This is a genomic window from Streptomyces sp. NPDC001880 (assembly GCF_053594575.1).
In genome coordinates, this window is the sequence record NZ_JBSFET010000012.1 from 57,331 (window position 1) to 78,560 (window position 21,230).

General features: G+C 72.0%; 18 protein-coding genes and 1 riboswitch. Of the genes, 10 read left to right on the top strand and 8 right to left on the bottom strand.

The window, feature by feature from the left end; translation table 11 throughout:
• Nucleotides 1–108 precede the first annotated feature (108 nt).
• The 4 genes from ACWCQ6_RS10275 to ACWCQ6_RS10290 all read left to right on the top strand — a co-directional run bounded on the left by ACWCQ6_RS10275 (nucleotide 109) and on the right by ACWCQ6_RS10290 (nucleotide 3,634).
• Nucleotides 109–714, top strand: a complete 606-nt coding sequence (locus ACWCQ6_RS10275; protein WP_451087560.1) for a Uma2 family endonuclease — start codon at nucleotides 109–111, stop codon at nucleotides 712–714.
• Nucleotides 715–815: 101 nt separating this feature from the next.
• The gene (locus ACWCQ6_RS10280) at nucleotides 816–1,586 is read left to right on the top strand and encodes a class II aldolase/adducin family protein (RefSeq protein ID WP_451087415.1); all 771 of its coding nucleotides are present in this window, start codon (nucleotides 816–818) and stop codon (nucleotides 1,584–1,586) included.
• A 112-nt stretch (nucleotides 1,587–1,698) separates the two neighbouring features.
• A complete protein-coding gene (locus ACWCQ6_RS10285) occupies nucleotides 1,699–2,967 on the top strand; it encodes a hypothetical protein (protein WP_451087417.1) in 1,269 nt (422 codons plus the stop codon).
• A gap of 124 nt (nucleotides 2,968–3,091) precedes the next feature.
• Nucleotides 3,092–3,634: a DoxX family protein gene (locus tag ACWCQ6_RS10290; RefSeq protein WP_451087419.1), complete on the top strand. Its 543-nt coding sequence runs from the start codon at nucleotides 3,092–3,094 to the stop codon at nucleotides 3,632–3,634.
• A gap of 156 nt (nucleotides 3,635–3,790) precedes the next feature.
• Here ACWCQ6_RS10290 and ACWCQ6_RS10295 read toward each other — a convergent pair whose 3' ends face one another.
• Nucleotides 3,791–5,152 carry a PspC domain-containing protein gene (locus tag ACWCQ6_RS10295; protein ID WP_451087421.1) on the bottom strand — a complete coding sequence of 454 codons (1,362 nt, stop codon included), beginning with the start codon at nucleotides 5,150–5,152 and terminating at the stop codon, nucleotides 3,791–3,793.
• A gap of 201 nt (nucleotides 5,153–5,353) precedes the next feature.
• On the opposite strand from ACWCQ6_RS10295, the gene ACWCQ6_RS10300 reads away from it, so the two are divergent.
• Nucleotides 5,354–6,652, top strand: a complete 1,299-nt coding sequence (locus tag ACWCQ6_RS10300; RefSeq protein WP_451087423.1) for a PspC domain-containing protein — start codon at nucleotides 5,354–5,356, stop codon at nucleotides 6,650–6,652.
• The gene (locus ACWCQ6_RS10305) at nucleotides 6,636–7,331 is read left to right on the top strand and encodes a LuxR C-terminal-related transcriptional regulator (RefSeq protein WP_451087425.1); all 696 of its coding nucleotides are present in this window, start codon (nucleotides 6,636–6,638) and stop codon (nucleotides 7,329–7,331) included. The genes ACWCQ6_RS10300 and ACWCQ6_RS10305 overlap by 17 nt, the downstream gene beginning before the upstream one ends.
• A gap of 58 nt (nucleotides 7,332–7,389) precedes the next feature.
• Here the strand turns inward: ACWCQ6_RS10305 and ACWCQ6_RS10310 are convergent, their stop codons facing one another.
• Both ACWCQ6_RS10310 and ACWCQ6_RS10315 read right to left on the bottom strand, forming a co-directional pair.
• Nucleotides 7,390–8,151 (bottom strand): GNAT family N-acetyltransferase, encoded by a 762-nt coding sequence (locus ACWCQ6_RS10310; RefSeq protein WP_451087427.1) that lies wholly within the window; start codon nucleotides 8,149–8,151, stop codon nucleotides 7,390–7,392.
• A gap of 76 nt (nucleotides 8,152–8,227) precedes the next feature.
• Nucleotides 8,228–9,289, bottom strand: coding sequence for an NlpC/P60 family protein (locus ACWCQ6_RS10315; RefSeq protein WP_451087429.1), 1,062 nt, complete (start codon nucleotides 9,287–9,289; stop codon nucleotides 8,228–8,230).
• Nucleotides 9,290–9,604: 315 nt separating this feature from the next.
• Between ACWCQ6_RS10315 and ACWCQ6_RS10320 the strand changes: the two genes are divergently transcribed.
• Nucleotides 9,605–9,958, top strand: a complete 354-nt coding sequence (locus ACWCQ6_RS10320) for a hypothetical protein (RefSeq protein WP_451087431.1) — start codon at nucleotides 9,605–9,607, stop codon at nucleotides 9,956–9,958.
• 55 nt (nucleotides 9,959–10,013) lie between these two features.
• Here the strand turns inward: ACWCQ6_RS10320 and ACWCQ6_RS10325 are convergent, their stop codons facing one another.
• The gene (locus ACWCQ6_RS10325) at nucleotides 10,014–11,171 is read right to left on the bottom strand and encodes an NlpC/P60 family protein (protein WP_451087433.1); all 1,158 of its coding nucleotides are present in this window, start codon (nucleotides 11,169–11,171) and stop codon (nucleotides 10,014–10,016) included.
• Nucleotides 11,170–11,335: riboswitch (cyclic di-AMP (ydaO/yuaA leader) on the bottom strand. (Overlaps the previous gene by 2 nt.)
• Before the next feature lie 246 nt (nucleotides 11,336–11,581).
• On the opposite strand from ACWCQ6_RS10325, the gene pcrA reads away from it, so the two are divergent.
• Complete coding sequence (pcrA, locus tag ACWCQ6_RS10330) at nucleotides 11,582–14,038, top strand: DNA helicase PcrA (RefSeq protein ID WP_451087435.1); 2,457 nt, start codon at nucleotides 11,582–11,584, stop codon at nucleotides 14,036–14,038.
• A gap of 46 nt (nucleotides 14,039–14,084) precedes the next feature.
• Here the strand turns inward: pcrA and ACWCQ6_RS10335 are convergent, their stop codons facing one another.
• Together ACWCQ6_RS10335 and ACWCQ6_RS10340 are read right to left on the bottom strand one after the other, a co-directional pair.
• Nucleotides 14,085–15,617 carry a M23 family metallopeptidase gene (locus tag ACWCQ6_RS10335; RefSeq protein ID WP_451087437.1) on the bottom strand — a complete coding sequence of 511 codons (1,533 nt, stop codon included), beginning with the start codon at nucleotides 15,615–15,617 and terminating at the stop codon, nucleotides 14,085–14,087.
• Nucleotides 15,618–15,850: 233 nt separating this feature from the next.
• Nucleotides 15,851–16,777 (bottom strand): esterase/lipase family protein, encoded by a 927-nt coding sequence (locus tag ACWCQ6_RS10340; protein ID WP_451087439.1) that lies wholly within the window; start codon nucleotides 16,775–16,777, stop codon nucleotides 15,851–15,853.
• 329 nt (nucleotides 16,778–17,106) lie between these two features.
• Between ACWCQ6_RS10340 and ACWCQ6_RS10345 the strand changes: the two genes are divergently transcribed.
• Nucleotides 17,107–17,520, top strand: a complete 414-nt coding sequence (locus ACWCQ6_RS10345; RefSeq protein WP_451087441.1) for a cobalamin B12-binding domain-containing protein — start codon at nucleotides 17,107–17,109, stop codon at nucleotides 17,518–17,520.
• 53 nt (nucleotides 17,521–17,573) lie between these two features.
• Here ACWCQ6_RS10345 and ACWCQ6_RS10350 read toward each other — a convergent pair whose 3' ends face one another.
• Together ACWCQ6_RS10350 and ACWCQ6_RS10355 are read right to left on the bottom strand one after the other, a co-directional pair.
• Nucleotides 17,574–19,166, bottom strand: a complete 1,593-nt coding sequence (locus ACWCQ6_RS10350; RefSeq protein WP_451087443.1) for a DUF5691 domain-containing protein — start codon at nucleotides 19,164–19,166, stop codon at nucleotides 17,574–17,576.
• Between the two features lie 22 nt (nucleotides 19,167–19,188).
• The gene (locus ACWCQ6_RS10355) at nucleotides 19,189–20,598 is read right to left on the bottom strand and encodes an SWIM zinc finger family protein (RefSeq protein ID WP_451087445.1); all 1,410 of its coding nucleotides are present in this window, start codon (nucleotides 20,596–20,598) and stop codon (nucleotides 19,189–19,191) included.
• 133 nt (nucleotides 20,599–20,731) lie between these two features.
• Here ACWCQ6_RS10355 and ACWCQ6_RS10360 point away from each other — a divergent pair, with 133 nt between their 5' ends.
• Nucleotides 20,732–21,190 carry an MmpS family transport accessory protein gene (locus ACWCQ6_RS10360; protein ID WP_451087447.1) on the top strand — a complete coding sequence of 153 codons (459 nt, stop codon included), beginning with the start codon at nucleotides 20,732–20,734 and terminating at the stop codon, nucleotides 21,188–21,190.
• The last annotated feature ends 40 nt before the right edge of the window (nucleotides 21,191–21,230 follow it).

The following is a 21,230-nucleotide window of genomic DNA, read 5'->3' on the forward strand; positions in this document are numbered from 1 at the left end:
CCACAAGGTCAATGCCGATGCCGTCGCTCATTCGTTTGGGCGGCGGCATCGTCGTATGAGCTGGGTACGCTGGCTGAGGAGACGAGACTCTGCCCCATGGGAGCAATCATGAGCGCCGCACCCGAGTACGAGCTGGACGAGAAGTACAACTACCCGGTCCCTCCTCCCCAGGGCTGGACCGCGGATGATCTCGACCGGCTTCCGAATCTGCCGCGGCGCACTGAGCTGATCGATGGGAGTCTCGTCTTCATGAGTCCGCAGACCAGGTTTCACATGCGGACCATGCGTCTGCTGGAGACGTCTCTCCTTGAACAGGCGCCGGACGATCTCGATGTCTTTCGTGAATTCAGCGTCAGGCTGGACAGCCGGAACAGGCCGGAGCCGGACGTGCTGGTGGTTCCGCTGGGGGCGGATACAGGCCCGAAGCAGACCTTGCTCAGGCCGGAGGACGTCATCCTGGCGGTGGAGGTCGTCTCGGAAGAGTCTGCGGACAGGGACCGGGAGGTCAAACCCCGGAAATACGCAGCTGCCGGGGTCGTGCACTTCTGGAGGGTTGAGGCGGGCAGGGACGGTCTGCCCATCGTGTACGTCTACGAGCTCGATCCGGCACTGAAGGCCTACACGCCGACGGGCATCCACCACAACAAGCTGAAGCTGGACGTTCCTTTTCCTCTTGAAATCGACCTCTCCGCGATCAACCAGCGGCGGCGATAGACGAAGCGAACGGGCGGTCTTCCCCGTGGCACCCCTGGCCACTTGTGGCAACCGGCGGTAACTTCCGGTTCCGTACGTCCTGGGAGCCCCGAGGAGCCGCCATGTCCGAGCCCATACCCGTGCCCGTGGACCAGCTCCACTTCGCGATGCCGCCCGTCCACGAATCCGTGGCCGACGAGCGCGCGTACCGGAAGGAACGGCTGGCCGGGGCGCTCCGGCTGTTCGGGGAGTACGGGTACGAGGACGGCGTCTCCGGGCACATCACCGCACGGGACCCGGAGTTCACCGACTGCTTCTGGGTCAACCCCTTCGGGGCCCCGTTCGACGGGCTCACGCCGGACGAGCTGATCCTGGTCAACGGCGAGGGGCAGGTCGTCGAGGGGCACCACCACGTCAATCAGGCGGCGTTCGCCGTCCACGCGCAGGTGCACCGGGCCCGCCCGGACGTCGTCGCCGTCGCGCACACCCACTCCGTGCACGGGCGGGCCCTGTCCGCGCTGGGCGAGCTCATCGAGCCGATCACCCAGGACTCCTGCGCCTTCTACGAGGACCATGTCCTCTACGACGCGTACACCGGGGTCGTCGTGGACGAGGACGAGGGGCGCCGGATCGCCGCCGCGCTCGACGGGCGCAAGGCGATCGTGCTGCGCAACCACGGGCTGCTGACCGTCGGCGACTCGGTGGACGCGGCCGCCTGGTGGTTCATCGCGCTGGAGCGCTCCTGCCAGGTGCAGCTGGCCGCGCGGGCGGCCGGGAAGCCGGTGCTGATCGAGCACCGCGACGCAGTCGCCACCCGCGACCAGCTGGGCAGCGACCTGGTGGCGTGGATCAACTACCAGCCCCTGTGGCGCCGGATCAGTCGCACATTCTGACGATACGCGTCGAGGGCCGCCCCGATGCGGTCCACAGCCCCCTCGTGCGGCACAATTCGCATCAATAGCAGCAGAGTTGGCTGCACCGGGGCTTGAAGGGGCGGCGTTCTCAGTGGCGTTGGACGAGGCGAGGGCGGGCAGCGCGCACGGGGGCGGCTGCACGTGCGGCGGCTGCCCGCACGGGGCGCGCGAGGGCCACCGGCGCGCGGTGGCCGCGTTCCTGGCCAAGCGGGACGAACTCGCCGCCGGCCAGGGGCTGCCGCCCGGGGTCGCGCAGTCTGCCACGGCGACCCGCCAGTGGGTCTCGGACGAGCTGACCCAGTCCGCCAGGACCGTCGCCGAACGGGGCCGCGAGGCGGGCGACGTCTGGCTGTACCGGGTGTGGCGGCGCACCCTGACCGTGGTGTGGGGCGGCGTCGCCCTGCTGATCATCGGCGAGGCCGCCACCGCCATCGGCGCGGGCTGGACCAACGCCCGTACGGCGGGGCTGGTCGCCGGACTCGTCACCGCGGGCCTGCTGAGCGGCGCCGCCCATGTCCACCGCGCCCGCGGCGGCCTCCTCGCCCCGCTGATCGGCGAGGACAACCGGCTCTCCACCTCCCGGGCGGTCGCCGTCTCCTGGGTGCTGCTCGCGGTCTTCTCCGTACTCGTGCTGGCGCTCCAGCTGGCGGGCGCCTCCGGCCACGCCGAGCGCGACGCGCTCATCGAGGGGCTGGACCTGGCCCGGGGTGCCGGCGTGGTGACCGTGCTCGCGCTGGTGTGCGCCGTCGCCGTCGTCGTACGCCGGGTGGTGACCGTACGAGCCCTGTCCGGACGTCTGCAGAAGCTGCGGGCCGACCGGCCGCGCGCCGCCGATCTGCTCACCGACGACTCCGGGCGGGGCAGCTTCACCGATGTGCAGTACGTGCTGGTGAGCACCGTCGCCGTGCTGTTCGCCGCGGTCCGCCTCGCCCGCCGCCCCGAGCAGCTGCCGGACCTGCCCTGGGGGCTGGCGCTGCTGGTCACCGTCTCGGCGCTCGCCTACTTCGCCGGGAAGTACGCGGAGGGCGGGCGCCCGGTGATCCTCTCGGTGGTCCGGGCCCGCGAGGCCGGGGACCTGGACGCGCCGGTCCGCACCGGCGACGACATCGAGATCCGGGGTGCGGGCTTCGTACCGCCCGGCGCAGGGACACCGGACCGGCTGGCCCGCATGGTCGTCCGGATCGGCCGGGTCCATGTGCATGTGCCGCTGATCCCGGTCAACGGCGGCTTCGCCAACCCGACGGACGGCGTCCTGACCGTGCCGGTCCCGGTGGAGGTCGAGCCGGGAGTGGTGGAGGTGCAGGTCGTCACCGCCGCCGGAGTGGAGACGAACCGGGTCGAGATCGATGTGACGGACTGACCGCCGGGGCCCGTGCTACGCCCAGGGGAGGGATGGGCACCGACCGGATGGGCCGCCGGATGAGCAGCACGACCGCCGCGTACGTAAGGTCTGGTGACGGGTCTACGGAAGGCGGTGCAGTCACATGCAGGAATGCGATACGAGCGTACGGGGTCTGAGCGAGCCGACAGGCCTCGACGTACGGGGTCTGGGCGAGCCGAGAGGACTCAAGGACTTGGCGCGGGAGCACGCCCTGCTGCCGCTGCGGATCTTCCTCGGCCTGACGTTCGTCTACGCCGGGCTCGACAAGCTCACGGACAGCGCCTTCTTCCGGGCGAGCGGCCCCGGCTCCATCGGCGAGACCCTGCACGCGGTACGCGACTCGTCCGCGATCCCGGCCCTCGTCGACCTCGCGCTGAAGAGCCCGGAAGCCTTCGGGTACGCCATCGCCATCGGTGAACTCGCCGTCGGCCTCGGCACCCTCTTCGGGCTCTGGGCACGGCTTGCCGCGCTCGGCGGGGCGCTGATCTCGCTGAGCCTGTGGCTGACCGTGAGTTGGCAGGTCACGCCGTACTACCTCGGCAATGACCTGATCTATCTCATGGCCTGGCTGCCGCTGGTGCTCGGCGGGGCCGCGGCGTTCTCCGCGGACGCCCTTCTCGCGACGCGGCGGCGACGCATCAGGTAGTTCACCCAGGTCGCGGTGGCGGCCAGCCAGAGGCCGCCGAAGAACAGCGGGAAGAAGAAGATCCACGGGGCGTCCCAGGCCCCTGCGGCGTCCGCCGCGTATCCCGCCGCCAGTGCGAGCATGACCACGCCCGCCACCGCCCGGCCGGGACGGATCTCATGACGCAGCACGGGTGACCTCCACCTGTCCGATGCCGACTTCGAGAGTGAGCTGCACGGTGCCCGCCGGTTTGCTGCCCGGGGGCGGGGGAAGCGTCCGGTGTTCGTTCAGCGACGGTTCGATGCTCACGTCGAGCGGCTGCCCGGCCGAGGCGTCGCCCAGCTGCCCGGTCGAGGCGTCGCCCGGGCTGCTGACGGGCAGCGTGATGTCGCCGAGGCCCGCCCGCGCGTCCACCTTCACCGTCACTTCCTTCGGTACGACGACGACCGCGCGGCCGGCCCCGACCTTCACCCCCGTCGTGACGGTGCCGCCCCGGGGAATCGTGATCCCGGTGAGGTCCAGCTCGGCCACCCCCGTGTCCAGCCGGTAGTGCGGTTGGACCGCCGACACCGAGGCCGGCCGCCACCCCTCGTGCACCCACTGGGTGCTGATGTCCTTGGGCAGCGCGGACGCGCCCGCCAGCAGGGCCGCCGTGGTCATCGCCAGCATGACCGTGCCGAACCCCGTCCGGCCCAGGAACGCGCTGACCAGCATCCCGAGCCCGAACACCGCGAGCGCGGCGGCCAGGCCGAACTGGAGGCTCGTACCGAGCGGCTGGGACTCCCAGCTCAGCCCCGTGCCCAGACCGCCCGCGATCAGCGCGAACAGGAACACCACACCGCCGATCGAGGTCGGGCCCCTGGTGCCGGCCCCCTGCCGGGGTGCGCGGAACGGATCCTTCGGCGCGGCACCCGCGGGGTGTGCCGCACGGGGCGGGAGCACCGCGTCGGCCGGACCCCACAGATAGCCCGCGCCCACCGGCCCCGACGTACCGTCCTTGACGATCGGGTCCCGCCACCACGACGGGCTGCCCGGCGACGGCGGCGCCTTCACCTCGGGGGGCGCGTCCGCCACGGCCTGCGCGGTCGCCGGATGCAGTGGGTCCTCCGGCGCCGCGGTCCTGCGGTGCTGCGTCCATACGGCGAAGCCGACGACCGCGAGCGACAGCATCGCGGAGAACGCCAGCGTGCCGCCGTTGCCCAGCATGGAGAGGAAGAGGCCGCAGCCGATCAGCGCGAGCAGTACCGCGATCAGCGAGGCCCCCTCCACCCGGCCGGACAGCAGCCTGCGTGCCTCGTTCTCCTCCTCGCCGTCCACGGGAACCAGCAGCCAGGCGAAGCCGTAGAAGATCAGCCCGATGCCGCCGGTCACGGACAGCACACCGAGCACGATCCGGAAGATCACCGGGTCGACGTCGCAGTACCGTCCGAGCCCGCCGCACACCCCGGCCACCACCTTGTGCCGCGGACTGCGCCGCAGCAGAGGTGCCGGATCGGGGGGCGGAGCGACACCGGGGGAGGCGCCCTGGGGAACGGTCATGGCTCCATGGTGACGGGCCCGGAGCCCGTCCGGGACCCGCGCCGACCCTGGCCGATCCCTGATATTGGCCGGCCGGACCCCTGGGGGCCGGGGCCTGCCGGCGCTCACCGCGCCCCTGGGGCCGGGGCGTGCCGGGCACTCAGGGTCTATTGGGGGCCGTCCCTGATACCGCCGCCCGCACGGACATGTGACGATCGGGTCATGCCAGCCGCCACGACCCGAGCCGCCAGCTCCCGCACCACGGACCCGGAGGAGCCACCGCTGCGCAAGCTGTACCGCAGCGCCGACGGACGGCTGCTGGGCGGCGTCGCGCGCGGACTCGCCGGGCACCTCGGGCTGCCCGTCGTCTGGGTGCGGTTCGTCTTCCTCGGCCTGTTCTTCGCGGACGGTCTCGGCGCGCTGCTCTACGCCGTGTTCTGGATCGTCGTCCCGCTCGGCGTCGGAGGCGTCGAGACAGCGAGCTCGGTCTTCGTGACCGCCCCGGACGGCAGCCGCCGGCTCCGCAAGCCCGACAAGGGCCAGGTATTCGCCCTGATCGCGCTGCTCTTCGGTGCCATGATCTTCGTCGGCAACGTCGACATGGGCAGCGGGGCCAACCGCTACATCTGGCCCACGCTGCTGATCGGCGCCGGTTCCGTACTGGTGTGGCGGCAGGCCGACAACGCCCGGCGCGCCCGCTGGATGGAGGTCGGCAGCCGCCGCCGGGTCCTGCATCTGGCCCGGGGGCTCGCCGGGGTCGCCCTGGTCGGCCTGGGCCTCGCCGTCTTCATGGTGGTACGCGGCTCCGCGGCCCAGCTCGGCAACGTCATGACCGCGGCCATCGCCGTCCTCACCGGTATCGCGCTGCTGGCCGGCCCCTACCTCGTACGCATGACCCAGGACCTCTCCGAGGAGCGCACCATGCGCATCAGGGCCCAGGAACGCGCCGAGGTGGCCGCCCACGTCCACGACTCGGTGCTGCACACCCTCACCCTGATCCAGCGCAACGCGGACGACGCGGGCGAGGTGCGCAGGCTCGCCCGCGCCCAGGAACGGGAACTGCGCAACTGGCTGTACAACCCCGAGGGCACCGGCAAGGACGAGGACGACGAGCCCGAGACCCTCGCCGAGGCGGTCAAGCGTGCCGCCGCCGAGGTCGAGGACAAGCACGGTGTCCCGCTGGAGGTCGTCGTGGTCGGCGACTGCCCGCTGGACGAGAAGCTGGCCGCCCAGCTGCAGGCCGCGCGCGAAGCCATGGTCAACGCCGCCAAGTACGGTGGCGAGGGCGGCGCCGTGCAGGTCTACGCGGAGGTCGAGGGCCGCACGGTCTTCGTCTCGGTGCGCGACCGGGGCCCGGGATTCGATCTGGACTCCGTACCGGGGGACAGAATGGGCGTACGAGAATCAATCATCGGCCGGATGCAGCGCAACGGCGGTACGGCGCGACTGCGTTCGGTGCCCGGCGGGGGCACGGAAGTCGAGCTGGAGATGGAGAGGGCGAGCGATGACGGAGACCACTGAGGCGGCCGGGGGCCCGGAGCGCCGGGTACGGGTCGTGCTCGTCGACGACCACCGGATGTTCCGCACCGGCGTCCGGGCCGAGATCGGCCGCACCGAGGAGACCGGCGTCGAGGTGGTCGGCGAGGCCGCCGATGTCGACCAGGCCGTCGACGTCATCACGGCGACCCGCCCCGAGGTCGTCCTTCTCGACGTCCATCTGCCCGGCGGTGGCGGCGTCGAGGTGCTGCGCCGCTGCGCCCCGCTGATGGGGGCCGTGGAGAACCCGGTGCGGTTCCTGGCGCTGTCCGTGTCGGACGCCGCCGAGGACGTCATCGGCGTCATCCGAGGCGGTGCCCGCGGCTATGTCACCAAGACCATCACCGGCACCGACCTGGTCGACTCGGTCTTCCGGGTCCAGGACGGCGACGCGGTGTTCTCGCCCCGGCTGGCCGGCTTCGTCCTCGATGCCTTCGCCTCCACGGATGCGCCGCCGGTCGACGAGGACCTGGACCGGCTGACCCAGCGCGAGCGCGAGGTGCTGCGGCTGATCGCCCGCGGCTACGCGTACAAGGAGATCGCCAAGCAGCTGTTCATCTCGGTGAAGACCGTCGAGTCCCATGTCTCGGCGGTGCTGCGCAAGCTCCAGCTCTCCAACCGCCACGAGCTGACCCGGTGGGCGACGGCCCGGCGGCTGGTCTGAGCCGGATGCCGGCCCGAGCCCGCCGACGGGCCGCCTCCGTCGGCGGGCGACGCTCCCGTCAGGCCGGGTCGAGCGAGATGTTCAGCTTCTCGCCGATCCTGCGGAAGCCGATGCCCGCGTAGATCCGCTCCACATCGGCGTCGCCCGGCTCCAGCCACACCACCCGGCAGTCGCGCTCGAAGGCGGTCGCCGTCAGATGGGCGGAGAGCGCGGCGCCGATGCCGCGGCGGCGGTAGGCGTCGGCGACGGCGAGACCGGCCAGTTCGGTGAGGCCGTCGACCGGGACGGAGCAGCCGCCCGCGCCCACCGGTACGCCGTCGAGTGTGGCCAGGGCCACGACCCCGCCGTCCCGGGCCGCGGTGCGCAGCCACTGCGCCACGCCGTCCTCGGGCTCGCCGGTCCCGCCGTATCCGTGGTGCTGGACGAGCGCGGCGGCGGCCAGCTCGGCGTCGGTGGCCGGTTCGGTGATCGTGAGCGCGTCCACCCGTTTCGGCGTCAGCAGCTCGCCCGGGGCGCAGGCCATGATCGGGGCCCGGTTCTCGACGGTGAACCCGGCGGCGAGCAGCGCGGGTTCGACCGCGGGCGCCGACCCGGGCAGGAACTCCAGCCGGGGCAGCCGGTCGTGCTCGCGGAACGCCGCGATCAGCGCGTCGAGATCGTCGGCGGTCGGCTCGGCGCCCTGGTCGGGTATGGCGTAATTGGCGTACTTGAGCGACCAGTTGGGGTTGTACCGCACCGTGAAGGGTCCGACCCGGAGGTGGTCCGGGGAACGCTGGGCGAGCGTACGGGCATGGGTCTGGACATCGGCGTCCATGGGCATGTGGGGTCGTCCTCCGGCCGGTTGGTCGACGGCGGGCCGACCCGATGGCGGGTCGACCCGGATCGGAGTCGGGAGCCTATGCCACCCGCGTGGCCCCGGCGAAGGGCATCTGGTCGATCGGCGCGACCCGGACCGGCGCCCCGGGGCGCGGGGCGTGGATCATCTGCCCGTTGCCGATGTAGAGCCCGACGTGGCTGATGCCGGAGTAGAAGAACACCAGGTCGCCCGGGGCGAGTTCGGAACGCGAGACGCGCCGGCCGGCATTGATCTGGGTGTACGTGGTCCGGGGGAGCGAGACGCCGGCGGAGCGCCAGGCGGCCTGGGTGAGCCCGGAGCAGTCGAACGAGGAGGGGCCGGTGGCGCCCCAGACGTACGGCTTGCCGAGGGCTCCGTACGCGAATGCGACGGCCTCGGCGGCGCGGGCGTTCGGTGCCCCGACGGGGCCGCGCGCGGTGAAGCGGTCGGCGCGGTCGGCGGAACGCGCGCCGTCGGCCGATCCGTGGTCGGGGTTCTCGTAGGCGGTGCGCTCGGGCGGGCTCAGCCGGTCGAGGAGCCGCCGCGCGTCGGCGAGCTTGGTCGTGATCGTCGCCTTGTGCTTCTTCAGCTCGGCCCGGCGGGCGGCCAGTGCGGCCAGCTCGCCCTTGGCCTGCGCGCGCAGCGTGGCGATCTGGGCGACCTGCCGTCGGACCTTGGCGAGCGCGGCGGCCTGGCGGTCGCCGATGCGGTCCACGTACGACGCCCGCTCCAGGTACTGGTCCGGGTCGGAGGAGAGGGCCAGCTGCACGGACGTGCCGAGGCCGCCGGTGCGGTACTGCGCGGCGGCGAACGAACCCAGTGTGTCGCGCGAGGCGTTGAGGCGCGCGGTCCTGCGGGCGGCCTCGTCGCGCAGGGAGTCGAGGGAGTCCTCCGCGGCGGACGCCTTCTCCTTCGCGCCGTTGTACTGCTCGGTGGCGACCTCCGCCTCGTGGTACAGCCGGTCCACCTCGGCCTTGACCTGGGCGGGGGTGCGCTGCGGGTCGGCGTGCGCCGCGCCGGGCAGTGCGGCGGCGGTGGCGGCCCCGGCGAAGGCGAGGGTCGCCGCGGTGCGGGCAGCAGGGCCGGTGTACGGGCGCTGCTTGGGTTTTCGATGCGCTGCCACGAGGGCGTGCGTCCTTCCTGACGACTGCCCGTCGGGGGCTACCGACGGGCCCGCCGAAACTCTCGGCGGGGCGACCGGTGCGCCGCCCGCGTACGGAGCAGCGGTGAAGCCGGTCACCCTGGTCAGGGACGCTAAACCCGGGGCACGGGCAGGAGTCGTAATGACGCTTATTGTCTGAATTTGGCGTGGCATTGCCGTCGAGTGATCGGAAAAATTGCGCCAGAGTCAGGCAATTGGTACAGGTGTGAGTGAAGTGAACAGTAAGGTGTACCTGCCTGCCGAGTGGTGATATGGCCGGGGCTAGGCTGCGGCCTCATGGACGTACTCATTCATGTCTTCGTCGCCCTGCACATCATCGGCATCGCCGCCCTGCTGGGCGGATTCCTGACCCAGATGAAGGCGATGGGCGCGGGCACGGCCCGGTTCGTCCCGGCGATGCTGCACGGCGCGCTGACCATGCTGGTCACCGGTGTCGCACTGGTCGGGCTGAACGAGGCCGACGGCAACCACGTGAACAACATCAAGATCGGCGTCAAGCTGCTGATCCTGGTCGTCATCCTCGCCCTCGTCTACATCAAGCGGGACGAGGAGAAGGTCGACAAGGGCGCCTTCGCGGCGGTGGGCGGACTGACGATGCTCAACATCTTCATCGCCACGCTCTGGACCTGATCCCGCCCGCGCAGCGCTGCCCCGGCACCGGGGCAGCGCTGCGCGTGGAGGCCCGCTACGCCGGCCGCACGCTGCCGTAGATCGGCATGTAGTAGATCGACTCCTCGCGCACGTTCGCCCCGGGCTTCGGGGCGTGGATCATCATCCCGTCACCCTTGTAGATGCCGACGTGGCTGATGTCGTCGTAGAAGAAGACCAGGTCCCCCGGCCGCAGGTCCGCCGTGGCGACCCGGGTGCCGATCTCGACCTGGTCCCATGTGGTCCGCGGTATGTCCACGCCCGCCGCCTTCCACGCGGCCTGGGTGAGCCCGGAGCAGTCGTACGAAGCGGGGCCCGTCGCGCCCCAGACGTACGGCTTGCCGATCTGGGCCCTGGCGAAGGCGAGGACCTTCTCCGCCTTGGTGGTGGCACTGCTGTCCGAGCCGGACCCGGTGCCCGTCCCCGTACCGCTGCCGCCTCCCGACTCCTTCGCGGCCTCCTCGGCCTTGCGGTCCGCCTCGGCCTTGGCGGCGGCCTGCTGCTTCGCCAGCTCCTCGGCCTTGCGCCTGGCCTCGGCCTCCTTCTCCCGCTCGATCGCCGCGAGCCGCGCCTTCTCCTCGGCGGTCAGCTTCGACAGCAGCGTGCGCGCCTCGCCCAGCTTCTTCTGGACGTTCTGCTTGCTGGTGCGCAGCGTGTTCTGCGTCGTCGTCAGCGTCTCCAGGCTCCGCACCGCTTCGGCGCGCTTCTTCGACGCCTTGGCCTGCTCCGTACGGAAGTCCGTGATCGCCTGCTGCTGCCGGCTGGTCATCCGGTCCATCAACTGGCTCTGGTCGAAGTACGACTGCGGGTCGTCGGCCAGGAAGAACGTGGCGCTCGGCGTGATGGAGCCGCTGCGGTACTGCGCGGCCGCGTAGGCGCCGAGCGTCCTGCGCGCCTCGTTGAGCTTGTCGGCGCGTTCGGCGACATCGTCCAGCAGGGCGTCGACCTTGGCGCGCTGGGCGGCGGAGGCCTCCTTCGCCTGGTTGTACTGCTGGGTCGCGGTGCCCGCCTGCCGGTAGAGCTCGTCGACCTGCTTCTGTACGTCCTCGACGCCGGGCTTCGGGTCGGGGGCGGCCATGGCGCTCTGCGTGGAGAGCAGGGTCACGGACGCCAGTGCCGCGGTGGTGAGCCCGACGGCCGGCGCGGTGGTGCGCACCCGGGTGCGCGGCTTGCGATGCGATGCCAAGACCGGCATCTCCTTCCGTGGACCGCCTACCGGGTTAGCTGTCGGGCTCGGGCGGAACGGAAGGCTGCCCTACGGTCCGAGTGGGGGATAAGGACCGATTCACCCCGGTGCTGCGTGTGGGTCCCCGGTTCCGAACTCCCGTGGGGGCAGCCCGGATTCGGCGGGGGCGCCCGCTCGGCGTGGTTCGCCTCAAGGGGGTACGGGCCGCCCGGTCGAGCACGCTAGCCAACCCGCGGTGCTGCTGTGAAGGTTGATGTTCGATATGCCCGATACGTTTTCGTGACCTTGTCGGGGTGGGTGGTGAGGGCCCGGAATCCCTTACGGATCGTAGTGGCGCCCCTCCGTCGCGTGTCCGTCGCGGTGCGCGGTTCGCCGTGCGGCCTCCGGGTGTCGCCGGGGCGGCCTAGACTCGACAAGCGATGAGCAGCCTCTTTGACGACAGCTTCCTGGCCGGCCTCCAGCAATCGGAGGAAGAGCCCCCGCCGCCCCCCGAGGACTCCGCGCCCGAAGAGGTGCCGGAGGACCTTTTCGCGGGCGTGTTCGACGGGCCCCCGCCGCCCCGGGACGCCTACTACCGCGACGGCGCGCACCGCCCCGTCATCGACTCCGCGGCGCTCCTCGACGGGCTGAACACCGAGCAGCGCGCCGCCGTGGTCCACGCGGGCTCCCCGCTGCTCATCGTCGCCGGAGCCGGCTCGGGCAAGACCCGGGTGCTGACCCACCGGATCGCCCACCTCCTCGCGGAGCGCGGGGTGCACCCCGGCCAGATCCTGGCGATCACCTTCACCAACAAGGCCGCGGGCGAGATGAAGGAGCGCGTCGAGCAGCTCGTCGGACCGCGCGCCAACGCCATGTGGGTCATGACCTTCCACAGCGCGTGCGTACGCATCCTGCGCCGCGAGTCGAAGAAGCTCGGCTTCACCTCGTCGTTCTCCATCTACGACGCCGCCGACTCCAAGCGGCTGATGGCCCTGGTCTGCCGCGATCTCGACCTCGACCCGAAGCGCTTCCCGCCGAAGTCGTTCACGGCCAAGGTCTCCAACCTCAAGAACGAACTGATCGACGAGGAGACCTTCGCCGGCCAGGCGGCGGACGGCTTCGAGAAGACCCTCGCCCAGGCCTACGCGATGTACCAGTCCCGGCTGCGCGAGGCCAACGCGCTGGACTTCGACGACATCATCATGACGACGGTCCACCTGCTCCAGGCGTTCCCGGACGTCGCCGAGCACTACCGCCGCCGCTTCCGCCACGTCCTGGTTGACGAGTACCAGGACACCAACCACGCCCAGTACACCCTCGTACGCGAGCTGGTCGGCCCGGCGGGCGAGGGCGACGCCCCGGCCGAGCTGTGCGTCGTGGGTGACGCGGACCAGTCGATCTACGCCTTCCGCGGCGCGACCATCCGCAACATCCTCCAGTTCGAGGAGGACTACCCGAACGCGACGACGATCCTCCTGGAGCAGAACTACCGCTCCACGCAGACGATCCTGTCCGCCGCCAACGCGGTCATCGAGCGCAACGAGAGCCGCCGTCCCAAGAACCTCTGGACGAACGCCGGCACGGGCGCCCGGATCACCGGCTACGTCGCCGACACCGAGCACGACGAGGCGCAGTTCGTCGCCGACGAGATCGACCGGCTGACCGACGCGGGCGACGCCAGGGCCGGCGACGTCGCGATCTTCTACCGCACGAACGCGCAGTCCCGTGTCTTCGAAGAGATCTTCATCCGCGTCGGCCTGCCCTACAAGGTCGTCGGCGGCGTGCGTTTCTACGAGCGCAAGGAGGTCCGGGACATCCTGGCCTACCTGCGCGTCCTCGCCAATCCGGAGGACACCGTCCCGCTGCGCCGCATCCTCAACGTGCCCAAGCGCGGCATCGGCGAGCGCGCCGAGGCGATGATCGACGCGCTGTCCCTGCGCGAGAAGATCACCTTTCCGCAGGCGCTGCGCCGGGTCGACGAGGCGTACGGCATGGCGGCCCGGTCGGCCAACGCCGTCAAGCGGTTCAACACGCTGATGGAGGAGCTGCGCACGATCGTCGAGTCGGGCGCGGGCCCGGCGGTGGTCCTGGAGGCCGTCCTGGAGCGCACCGGCTACCTCGCCGAACTGCAGGCCTCCACCGACCCGCAGGACGAGACCCGGATCGAGAACCTCCAGGAACTGGCAGCCGTGGCCCTCGAATTCGAGCAGGAGCGCGGAGCGGCCGACGAGACGGGCACGGCCGCGGGCACGGGCACACTCGCCGAGTTCCTGGAGAAGGTCGCGCTCGTCGCCGACTCCGACCAGATTCCCGACGAGGACGAGGACGGCTCCGGCGTCATCACGCTGATGACGCTGCACACCGCGAAGGGCCTCGAATTCCCGGTCGTCTTCCTGACCGGCATGGAGGACGGCGTCTTCCCGCACATGCGGGCGCTGGGACAGGTGAAGGAGCTGGAGGAGGAGCGGCGGCTCGCCTACGTCGGCATCACCCGGGCCCGGGAGCGGCTCTATCTGACCCGGGCCGCGATGCGCAGTGCGTGGGGCCAGCCCTCGTACAACCCGCCGTCGCGGTTCCTGGAGGAGATCCCGGACCAGCACCTGGAGTGGAAGCGGACCGGACCGATGGCGGCTCCGGCCGGACCGACCTCGGGGATCACGTCCTCGCTTTCCTCGTCGCGTTCGCGCTCCGGCCCCTCGGGCTTCGCGACCCGGCGGACCTCGGACAGGCCGACGATCACGCTGGCCGTCGGGGACCGGGTCACGCACGACCAGTTCGGGCTCGGCACGGTCACGGCGGTCGAGGGCGTCGGCGACCAGGCGAAGGCCACGGTCGACTTCGGCGACGAGCGCCCGAAGAAGCTGCTGCTGCGGTACGCGCCGGTCGAAAAGCTGTAGCCGGAGCGAGCGGGGCGGGGGGCCGCGGCCCCCCGCCCCGCTGGGCTCAGGTCAGGTTGACGCCGTGACTGCGGAACCAGGGCAGCGGGTCCACCGCTGCTCCGCCACCGGGCCGCACTTCGAAGTGCAGGTGCGGGCCGGTCGAGTTTCCGGTGTCGCCCGAGTACGCGATGACGTCACCGGCCTTGACCGGGCCCGAGCGGATCTTGGTGCCGCTGAGGTGGCAGTACCAGGTCTCGGTCCCGTCGGCCATGGTGACGATGGCCATGTTCCCGTAGGCGCTGTTCAGCTGGGTGCGCACGGTGCCGTCCGTCGCGGCCATCACGGGCGTGCCCCCCATGACGGGGAAGTCGATGCCGGTGTGCACGGACATCCAGTTGACGCCCGCCTGGCCGAAGTACGCGCTGAGGCCGTGCTGCTTGACCGGCATGACGAACTTGGGGCGCAGGGCCTCCTTGCGGGCGGCCTCTTCCTCGCGCTTCTTCTTCTCGGCGGCCTGCCGCTCCCGCAGGTCGAGGCGCTCCTGGGTGCGGCTGGCGCGGTCGGCGAAGTTCTCCGCGTCGGCGCTGAGGTTGGCGAGCTGGGTATCCAGCTTGTTGTTGGCCGCACCCGCCTTGACGGAGCCGGGATCGGCCGCCGCCATCGTGGTGTTGTCGTCCTTCTTGTCCTCGCCGCCCAGCCCGCCGACCGAGGCCGCGGCGATTCCGGCCACGCTCATCACGCAGGCGGAGGGGATGGCGACGGTGAGGAGCGCGGACCGCTTCGCGGGGGAACGCCGACGGCTGCGGCCGGCGCCGCCGCCGAGGGGGTGGCGCCGGCCGGGCGCGGCCTCTGCGACGTCTGCGATGACTGCGACGCTGATGGTGGCCGCGTCATGTACATCCACATCGCCTGCTGCGCCGGCCGTGCGGGCCGTGCCGGCCGGGGCGTCGGCGCTGTCCGCGGCATCGGTGGCGTAGGGCGCGTAGGGGTCGTAGGAGCTCAGGTCGGTGTAGGTCTCCTGGGCTGCGGGCGCCTCCTGTGCCGACAGCGCTTCGTAGGACACCTGTGCGGTTTCCGTGGTTTGCGTGATTTGCAGCTCGTGCTCGGGCGTGGCGCCGGTGTTCCATGCGGTGGCGTCGTATGCGCCGGTGTCGTACGCGGTGGTTTCGCCCGTGGCCCACGGGTCGTTCGCGTGCCAGCCGCCGGAGTCCCACTGACCCGTGGCGTCCGGGGCGCCGCCCTGCGCCGGGACGGCGGCGAACGTGGCGGTCGCAGTGGCCGTGGTCGCTTCCGCGCCGTAGTCGGCCACGGGCGTCCAGATGGCCGTCGTCTCGTACGTCGGCCCCGCCTCGTACTGCTGCTGGGGCTGTGTGGCGTACGGGGCGTAGGTGCCGTACGAGGTGGCCGGGTGCGCGCCGGTGTCCCACTGCGTGGAGTCGTACTGGCCGCTGTGGCCGGACTGCCCGGCGCCGTAGCCGCTGCCGTACGCGCCGTCGTGACCGCCGGGGAGCGAGCCGAAGAGCGGGTCGCTGTCGAAGCTGCCGGTCGCCTCGCTGTCGTATCCGGCGTACCCGGCGTGGGGGTGCTGGTCGTTCACCAACTTCTCTCTCGCCTCGGCAGCAGTACCTGTGCTCTGGGATCCGGCGGGGGAATCCCAGGGGGAGCAGTCGCCGCGACTGTACCCGGCGGTACGTGACGCCGACAATCTTCGGCGGGCATGGGCGACTCAGGAAACGGGCAATCGGCCGTCTTTCGACGGACTGGGCACACAGCCTTGGCTCTATGTTCGAAATGCGTTCTATTTATGGGGTCTCCGTCGGGCCGTGAAGCTCAGGCGACTCCCGCGGTTCCTCCCATTCCTCCGATTTCTCCGCTTTCCGTGGCCTCGGTGGTTTCGGCCCTCGGTTCGCGGGACTCCAGCGCCTGCCGGACCTCGGCGGCGACCGCCGGATGCACCGGCAGGGCGAGATGGCCGATTCCGGTGACGCATACGTTCTGCGCGTCGAGATCCGGATGGTCGATGCGGGCCGCCTCGGCCGGCACGATCACCCGGTCGAGCTCGCTCCAGAAACTGACGAAACGGGTGCGGCAGCCGGGCGCGGGTCTGCGCAGCTCCTCGATCGGAGCGGACCCCGTACGCATCTGCCGCACGATGGGGTGGGCGCTCGCCAGCAGGGCGACCGCCGTGCCCGCGTGCGGCGTGCCCAGGGTGACCAGGGTGCGGACGCGCTGGTCGCCACCGAGTCGCTGTACGTAGTAGCGGGCGATCAGGCCGCCGAGGCTGTGCCCGACGATGTCGACCCGGTGGTGTCCGGTACGCGCGCAGATCTCCTCGACATGGCGCCCGAGCAGCTCGGCCGCGGTTCGGATGTCGCAGGTCAGCGGTGAGTAGTTGAGCGATTCCAGGTGGCGCCAGCCGTGCCGGGCCAGGGAGCGGCGCAGCAGGACGAAGACCGAACGGTTGTCGATGAAGCCGTGCAGCAGGATGACGGGGGGCCGCTCGTCGCCCTCGGCGGGCGGTGCGGAGTCCGCAGCCGGGGCGGTGGCACCGGGAGCGGCGTCGGGAGGTGTGGTGTGCGGTCCGGCCGGGAATGGCGCGGACCGTCGTTCCCCGGTGATGCCGGTGGGGTAGAGGAGCGCATGGCCGGCGAGAACCACCAGCTCCAGTGCGGTGGCCTTCAGCAGCGCGGTCGGCAGCGGAGGGGCGCCCGGACACGCCCGGCGCAGTGGTGGCGGAAGAAAAGGCAGGTCCTTCATGGCCGACCTCCTGCTTCGACGGGCGGGGGAGGCGGCTGGGCGGTGACCGGCGCGCAGTCGGCCGACGGACCGGATGGACCGGGCAGGCCGTACCACCGTGCCGTGCGGCTGACGGCGCGGTGGTACGGCGACCTCGTCGCGGCTCCCCTGGCGGCCGCTCCCGCACGGCAGGGCTGCCGCATGGCACGGGGACGGCGCCCGGTGAACATGTCCCACGTGTGATTTCCCCCTCCCCGTCCACCGCGAAACGACGGCTTGCGAGATGCTGTAGATAACGTTCGTTCACATCCCCGGCCCTTCAGGCACGGGAGACGCATGTGGAGGCAGTGATGGGTGTGACCGGTCCGATCCGTGTGGTGGTGGCGAAGCCGGGCCTGGACGGCCATGACCGCGGGGCCAAGGTGATCGCGAGGGCGCTGCGCGATGCGGGTATGGAGGTCATCTACACCGGGCTCCACCAGACGCCCGAGCAGATCGTGGACACCGCGATCCAGGAGGACGCCGACGCGATCGGCCTCTCGATCCTGTCCGGCGCGCACAACACACTCTTCGCCAAGGTGATCGAGCTGCTGAAGGAGCGCGAGGCGGAGGACATCAAGGTCTTCGGCGGCGGCATCATCCCGGAGGCGGACATCGCACCGCTGAAGGACCGGGGCGTCGCGGAGATCTTCACCCCGGGCGCCACCACGGCGTCGATCGTCGAATGGGTCAACGCGAACGTCCGCCACCCCGCGGAAGCCTGACCTGCCGGGCTCGGGGCTCCGGGCCTCGGGCTCCGGGCTCGGGGCCGGTTCCGTCAGTCCGGGATCAGCTCCGAGTCCATCGCCGCACGCAGCCGCAAGGTGGAGACCAGCCGTTGGAAGGCCTCGGACCAGTAGCCGTTCGCGCCCGGTGAGGCGTCCTCCGGTTCGTCCGGGGTGGTGGTGAGGACCTCCAGGCGGTCCGCCTCGGCCGGGTTCAGGCAGCGTTCGGCGAGGCCCATCACGCCGCTGAAGCTCCAGGGATAGCTGCCCGCGTCCCGGGCGATGTCCAGGGCGTCGACGACCGCGCGGCCCAGCGGTTCGGCCCAGGGCGTCGGGCAGACCCCCAGGATCTGGAACGCCTCCGACAAGCCGTGCGCGGCGATGAAGTCGGCCACCCAGCCGGCCCGTTCGGCCGCGGGGAGTATGCCGAGGAGCTTCGACCTTTCGGCGAGCGACGCCGTGCCGGGGCCGTTCGACGGCGGGACGGAGGGGGTGCCGAGCAGCGCGCGGGCCCACTCTGGGTCACGCTGCCGCACCGTGGCCCGGCACCATGCGGCGTGCAGTTCCTCGGCCCAGCCGTCCGCGACCGGGAGGCCGACGATCTCCCGCGCGGTGCGGCCGGCGAACCGCGCCGGCCAGGTGACGAGCGGCGTCGCCTCCACCAACTGGCCCAGCCACCACGACCGTTCCCCCCGCCCGGACGGGGGCACCGCCACCACCCCGTCACGCTCCATCGAGGCGTCGCATTCGTGCGGAGCCTCCACGGTGACCGAGACCTCGTCGCCGGTGAGGTCCGGGCTCACGCAGGACAGCGCGCGGGACGCCATCCGGCCGGCCAGCGCCGACTCCGGCAGCGCGGACAGCAGCTCGGCGGCGGTCGAGCGGACATTGCGGCTGCGGTCGGAGAGGGCCTGCTCCAGGAAGGGCTCGTCCAGCGGGGACAGCCCGGTGCGCAGCGAGTCGAGGAACATCAGCCGGTCCTCGGCCCGCTCGGTGCTCCATGTGGTCGCGAGCAGCGCGATCGCCTCGGCGGGATCGTGCGCCCGGACCGCCGCGAGCAGCGCGACCCGCTCGGCGAACAGGCCCTCCTCCCACAGCCGGGCGACCGCTTCCGGCTCCGTCGGGCCGGGCAGCGACGAGCCGCCCGAGGAGCCGCGCAACGCGAACTTCCACTCGGGGTTCAGCCCGGCCAGCCACAGCCCGCGCGGTCCGGCGAAAGCCAGGGCCTGCGGCCGCAGGTCCGTACGGGCCCTGGCCGCGTCGAGCAGGGCCGGGAGCAGTGCGGCCGGGGCCCGGAAGCCCTGCCGATTGGCGGTGGCCAGCCACTGCGGGATCAGCTCCGTGAGATCGGGAGCCGTACCGCGCCGGCCTGCCGCGCCGCCCGCCGCCGACCGGTCCGCCAGCAACTGGGCGAGCCTGCGCCGCGCGGCCGGGGGCAGCGCCGGCCGCGGGTCGACGGGCGCCGGCTCGGGCCGGGCGGCCGGGGCGGCGGGCAGGAGACCCGCCCTGCGCCGCACGGTGTGGAGCGCCGCCGCGTCCAGCAGTCCGGCGGCACCGACCGCCGCCCCGGCGGGGCGGCGGTCGGTGCCGAGAAGCGCCGTGGTGACGAGCTCTTCCCACGGGGCGGATGTGATGGTGCCGGACATGGGTCCCCCTTCGAATCCAACGTCAGATGAGCGGCACGGTCCCGCACGCCGCGTCGTCACCGGCCCCGGCGGACCAGGCCGCGAACGGGTCGAAGCCGCGGTGGCCGCATTCGCCGAAGACCGTGACCGGTGCGCCGCCGGAGAGCGCGACGAGTCTCCACAGGCCGGGCCGGGACAGCGCCGCCGGGGCGACGGGCAGGGCCGCCCCGCCCGCCGCGTCCGCCAGTTGCCAGCCGTCCCCGGACGGCACGGGTATGACATCGCGCAGCGCCACCGGCCAGGCGTCCAGCCAGGGGTCCTCCCGCAGGGCGTGGCCGTACGCCTCGATCGCGGCCGCTGCCGTGTCCCCCGGCGGTGGTGTGCCGGCCGGTGACGGCACACCGAACTGCCGCCCCAGCTCCGCCCGTAGCTGCCCGGCGCCCGGATACGGAGTGATCTCGGCGTCGATCGTGCCGCCCACCGGCAGCGCCGGCCCGGGGGAGCGCCCGGCCGCCCCGAAGGAGAGCAGCAGTGCCGTGCGGCCGGTCTCCCTGCCGTGCAGCCAGGTGCGGCGCGCGACGATCTTGCCGTCCGGGGTGTCGTACTGGGCGAGGACCAGCCAGTGGTCGCGGACCGGCGGGCCCTCGGCGGGGGCCGTCAGCCCCACCCGGGTGCGGACCGTGGCGGCCAGCGGCTTGGGCAGCCGGTCGATCCCCAGCCAGGCGCTGTCCAGCAGATGCAGCAGCGCGCACTCCTCCAGCAGCCGCACCGGCCAGCCCGGACCGGATGCCGCGATCGTGCCCAACTCCCGCACACGGGCGGCCAGTCCGGGCGCCTGGGCGTCGACCATGCGGGCCGCCGTCTCCTCCCAGAGCCCGTACCCCGGCTGGTCGGCCGCCGCCAGCCCCCCGCGCAGCAGATCGGCCAGCCGCTCCTCCAGCTCCTGCGCACCGCCGGTGATCCGCTCGGCGCGGCGCTCGGCCCGGCGCCGGGCGGCCTCCGGATCGGCCGGGCCCGCGGCCGAAGTGCCGTCCGCCGCTTGCTTCTCCGCCCTCTCCGTCTTCCCGGCCGACCGCTCGCGGCGGCCCGTCAGCCACTCACCGGCCCAGTCCGGCGCCTCGCCCGGCGGCAGGGCCGATCCGTCCGACGCCCAGACCAGCAGCAGGCCCAGCGCGTGCTTGCACGGGAACTTCCGGCTGGGGCAACTGCACTTGTACGCGGGGCCGGTGACGTCGACCACCGTCCGGTACGGATTGCTCCCGCTGCCCTTGCACAGCCCCCACACCGCACCCGACCCGTCGCACCCGCCGCCCGACCAGGGACCGGCCGAACCGAGCTTGCTCCCCGCCTTGCGCGACGCGTCGTCAGGAGCGAGGGCCAGCACCTGCTCCACCGTCCAGCGCGCCACCGGCCCGGCGGTGCGCAAGGGTTCTCCCCCGTGAGATCGCAGCATGGCAACGACGGTAGAGCGAACCACTGACAATCGCCCTGACCTGCTGTTTCGCCATCGTGCACGCATCTTGACTTTACTTCGCCTTTGCGATTCGCTGCGAGCAGCAGACCCATCGATCCGGGGGGATCAGCCGATGAGCCACACCGTTCGCACCGCCCGTAGCATCCGTAACCTCCGCACCGGCGTCCGCACCGCCCGGACCACCGTCCGTGCGGCCGTCGTCCTCGGTCTGGGCATGGGCCTCGTCGCCTGCTCGGAGGCCGCCGACCAGGTAGACAAGGCCGTCGACGAGACGTACGAGGTCACCTACGAGGTCACCGGCTCGGGCGTCGACGAGATCCAGTTCCACAACGGCGGGGGCAAGGCCATGGAACCGGAGACCGAGACGGTCGAGTCGCCCACCCTGCCCTGGCGGAAGACCGTCACGCTGCGCGGGATCATGCCGCCCGCGGTCGTGCCGATCGCCGTCGACGGGAACGGGGCCGACGTCTCCTGCTCGATCACGCACAAGGGCAGGGTCATCAAGGAGGCGAAGGGCGAGGGCATGCTCGCCGCGGGCGGCTGCGTGGCCGTCTCGCCGGTGGGTGGCTGAACTCCCCTTCCGCAGCCGGTGGACCGGCCCCGACCTGCGG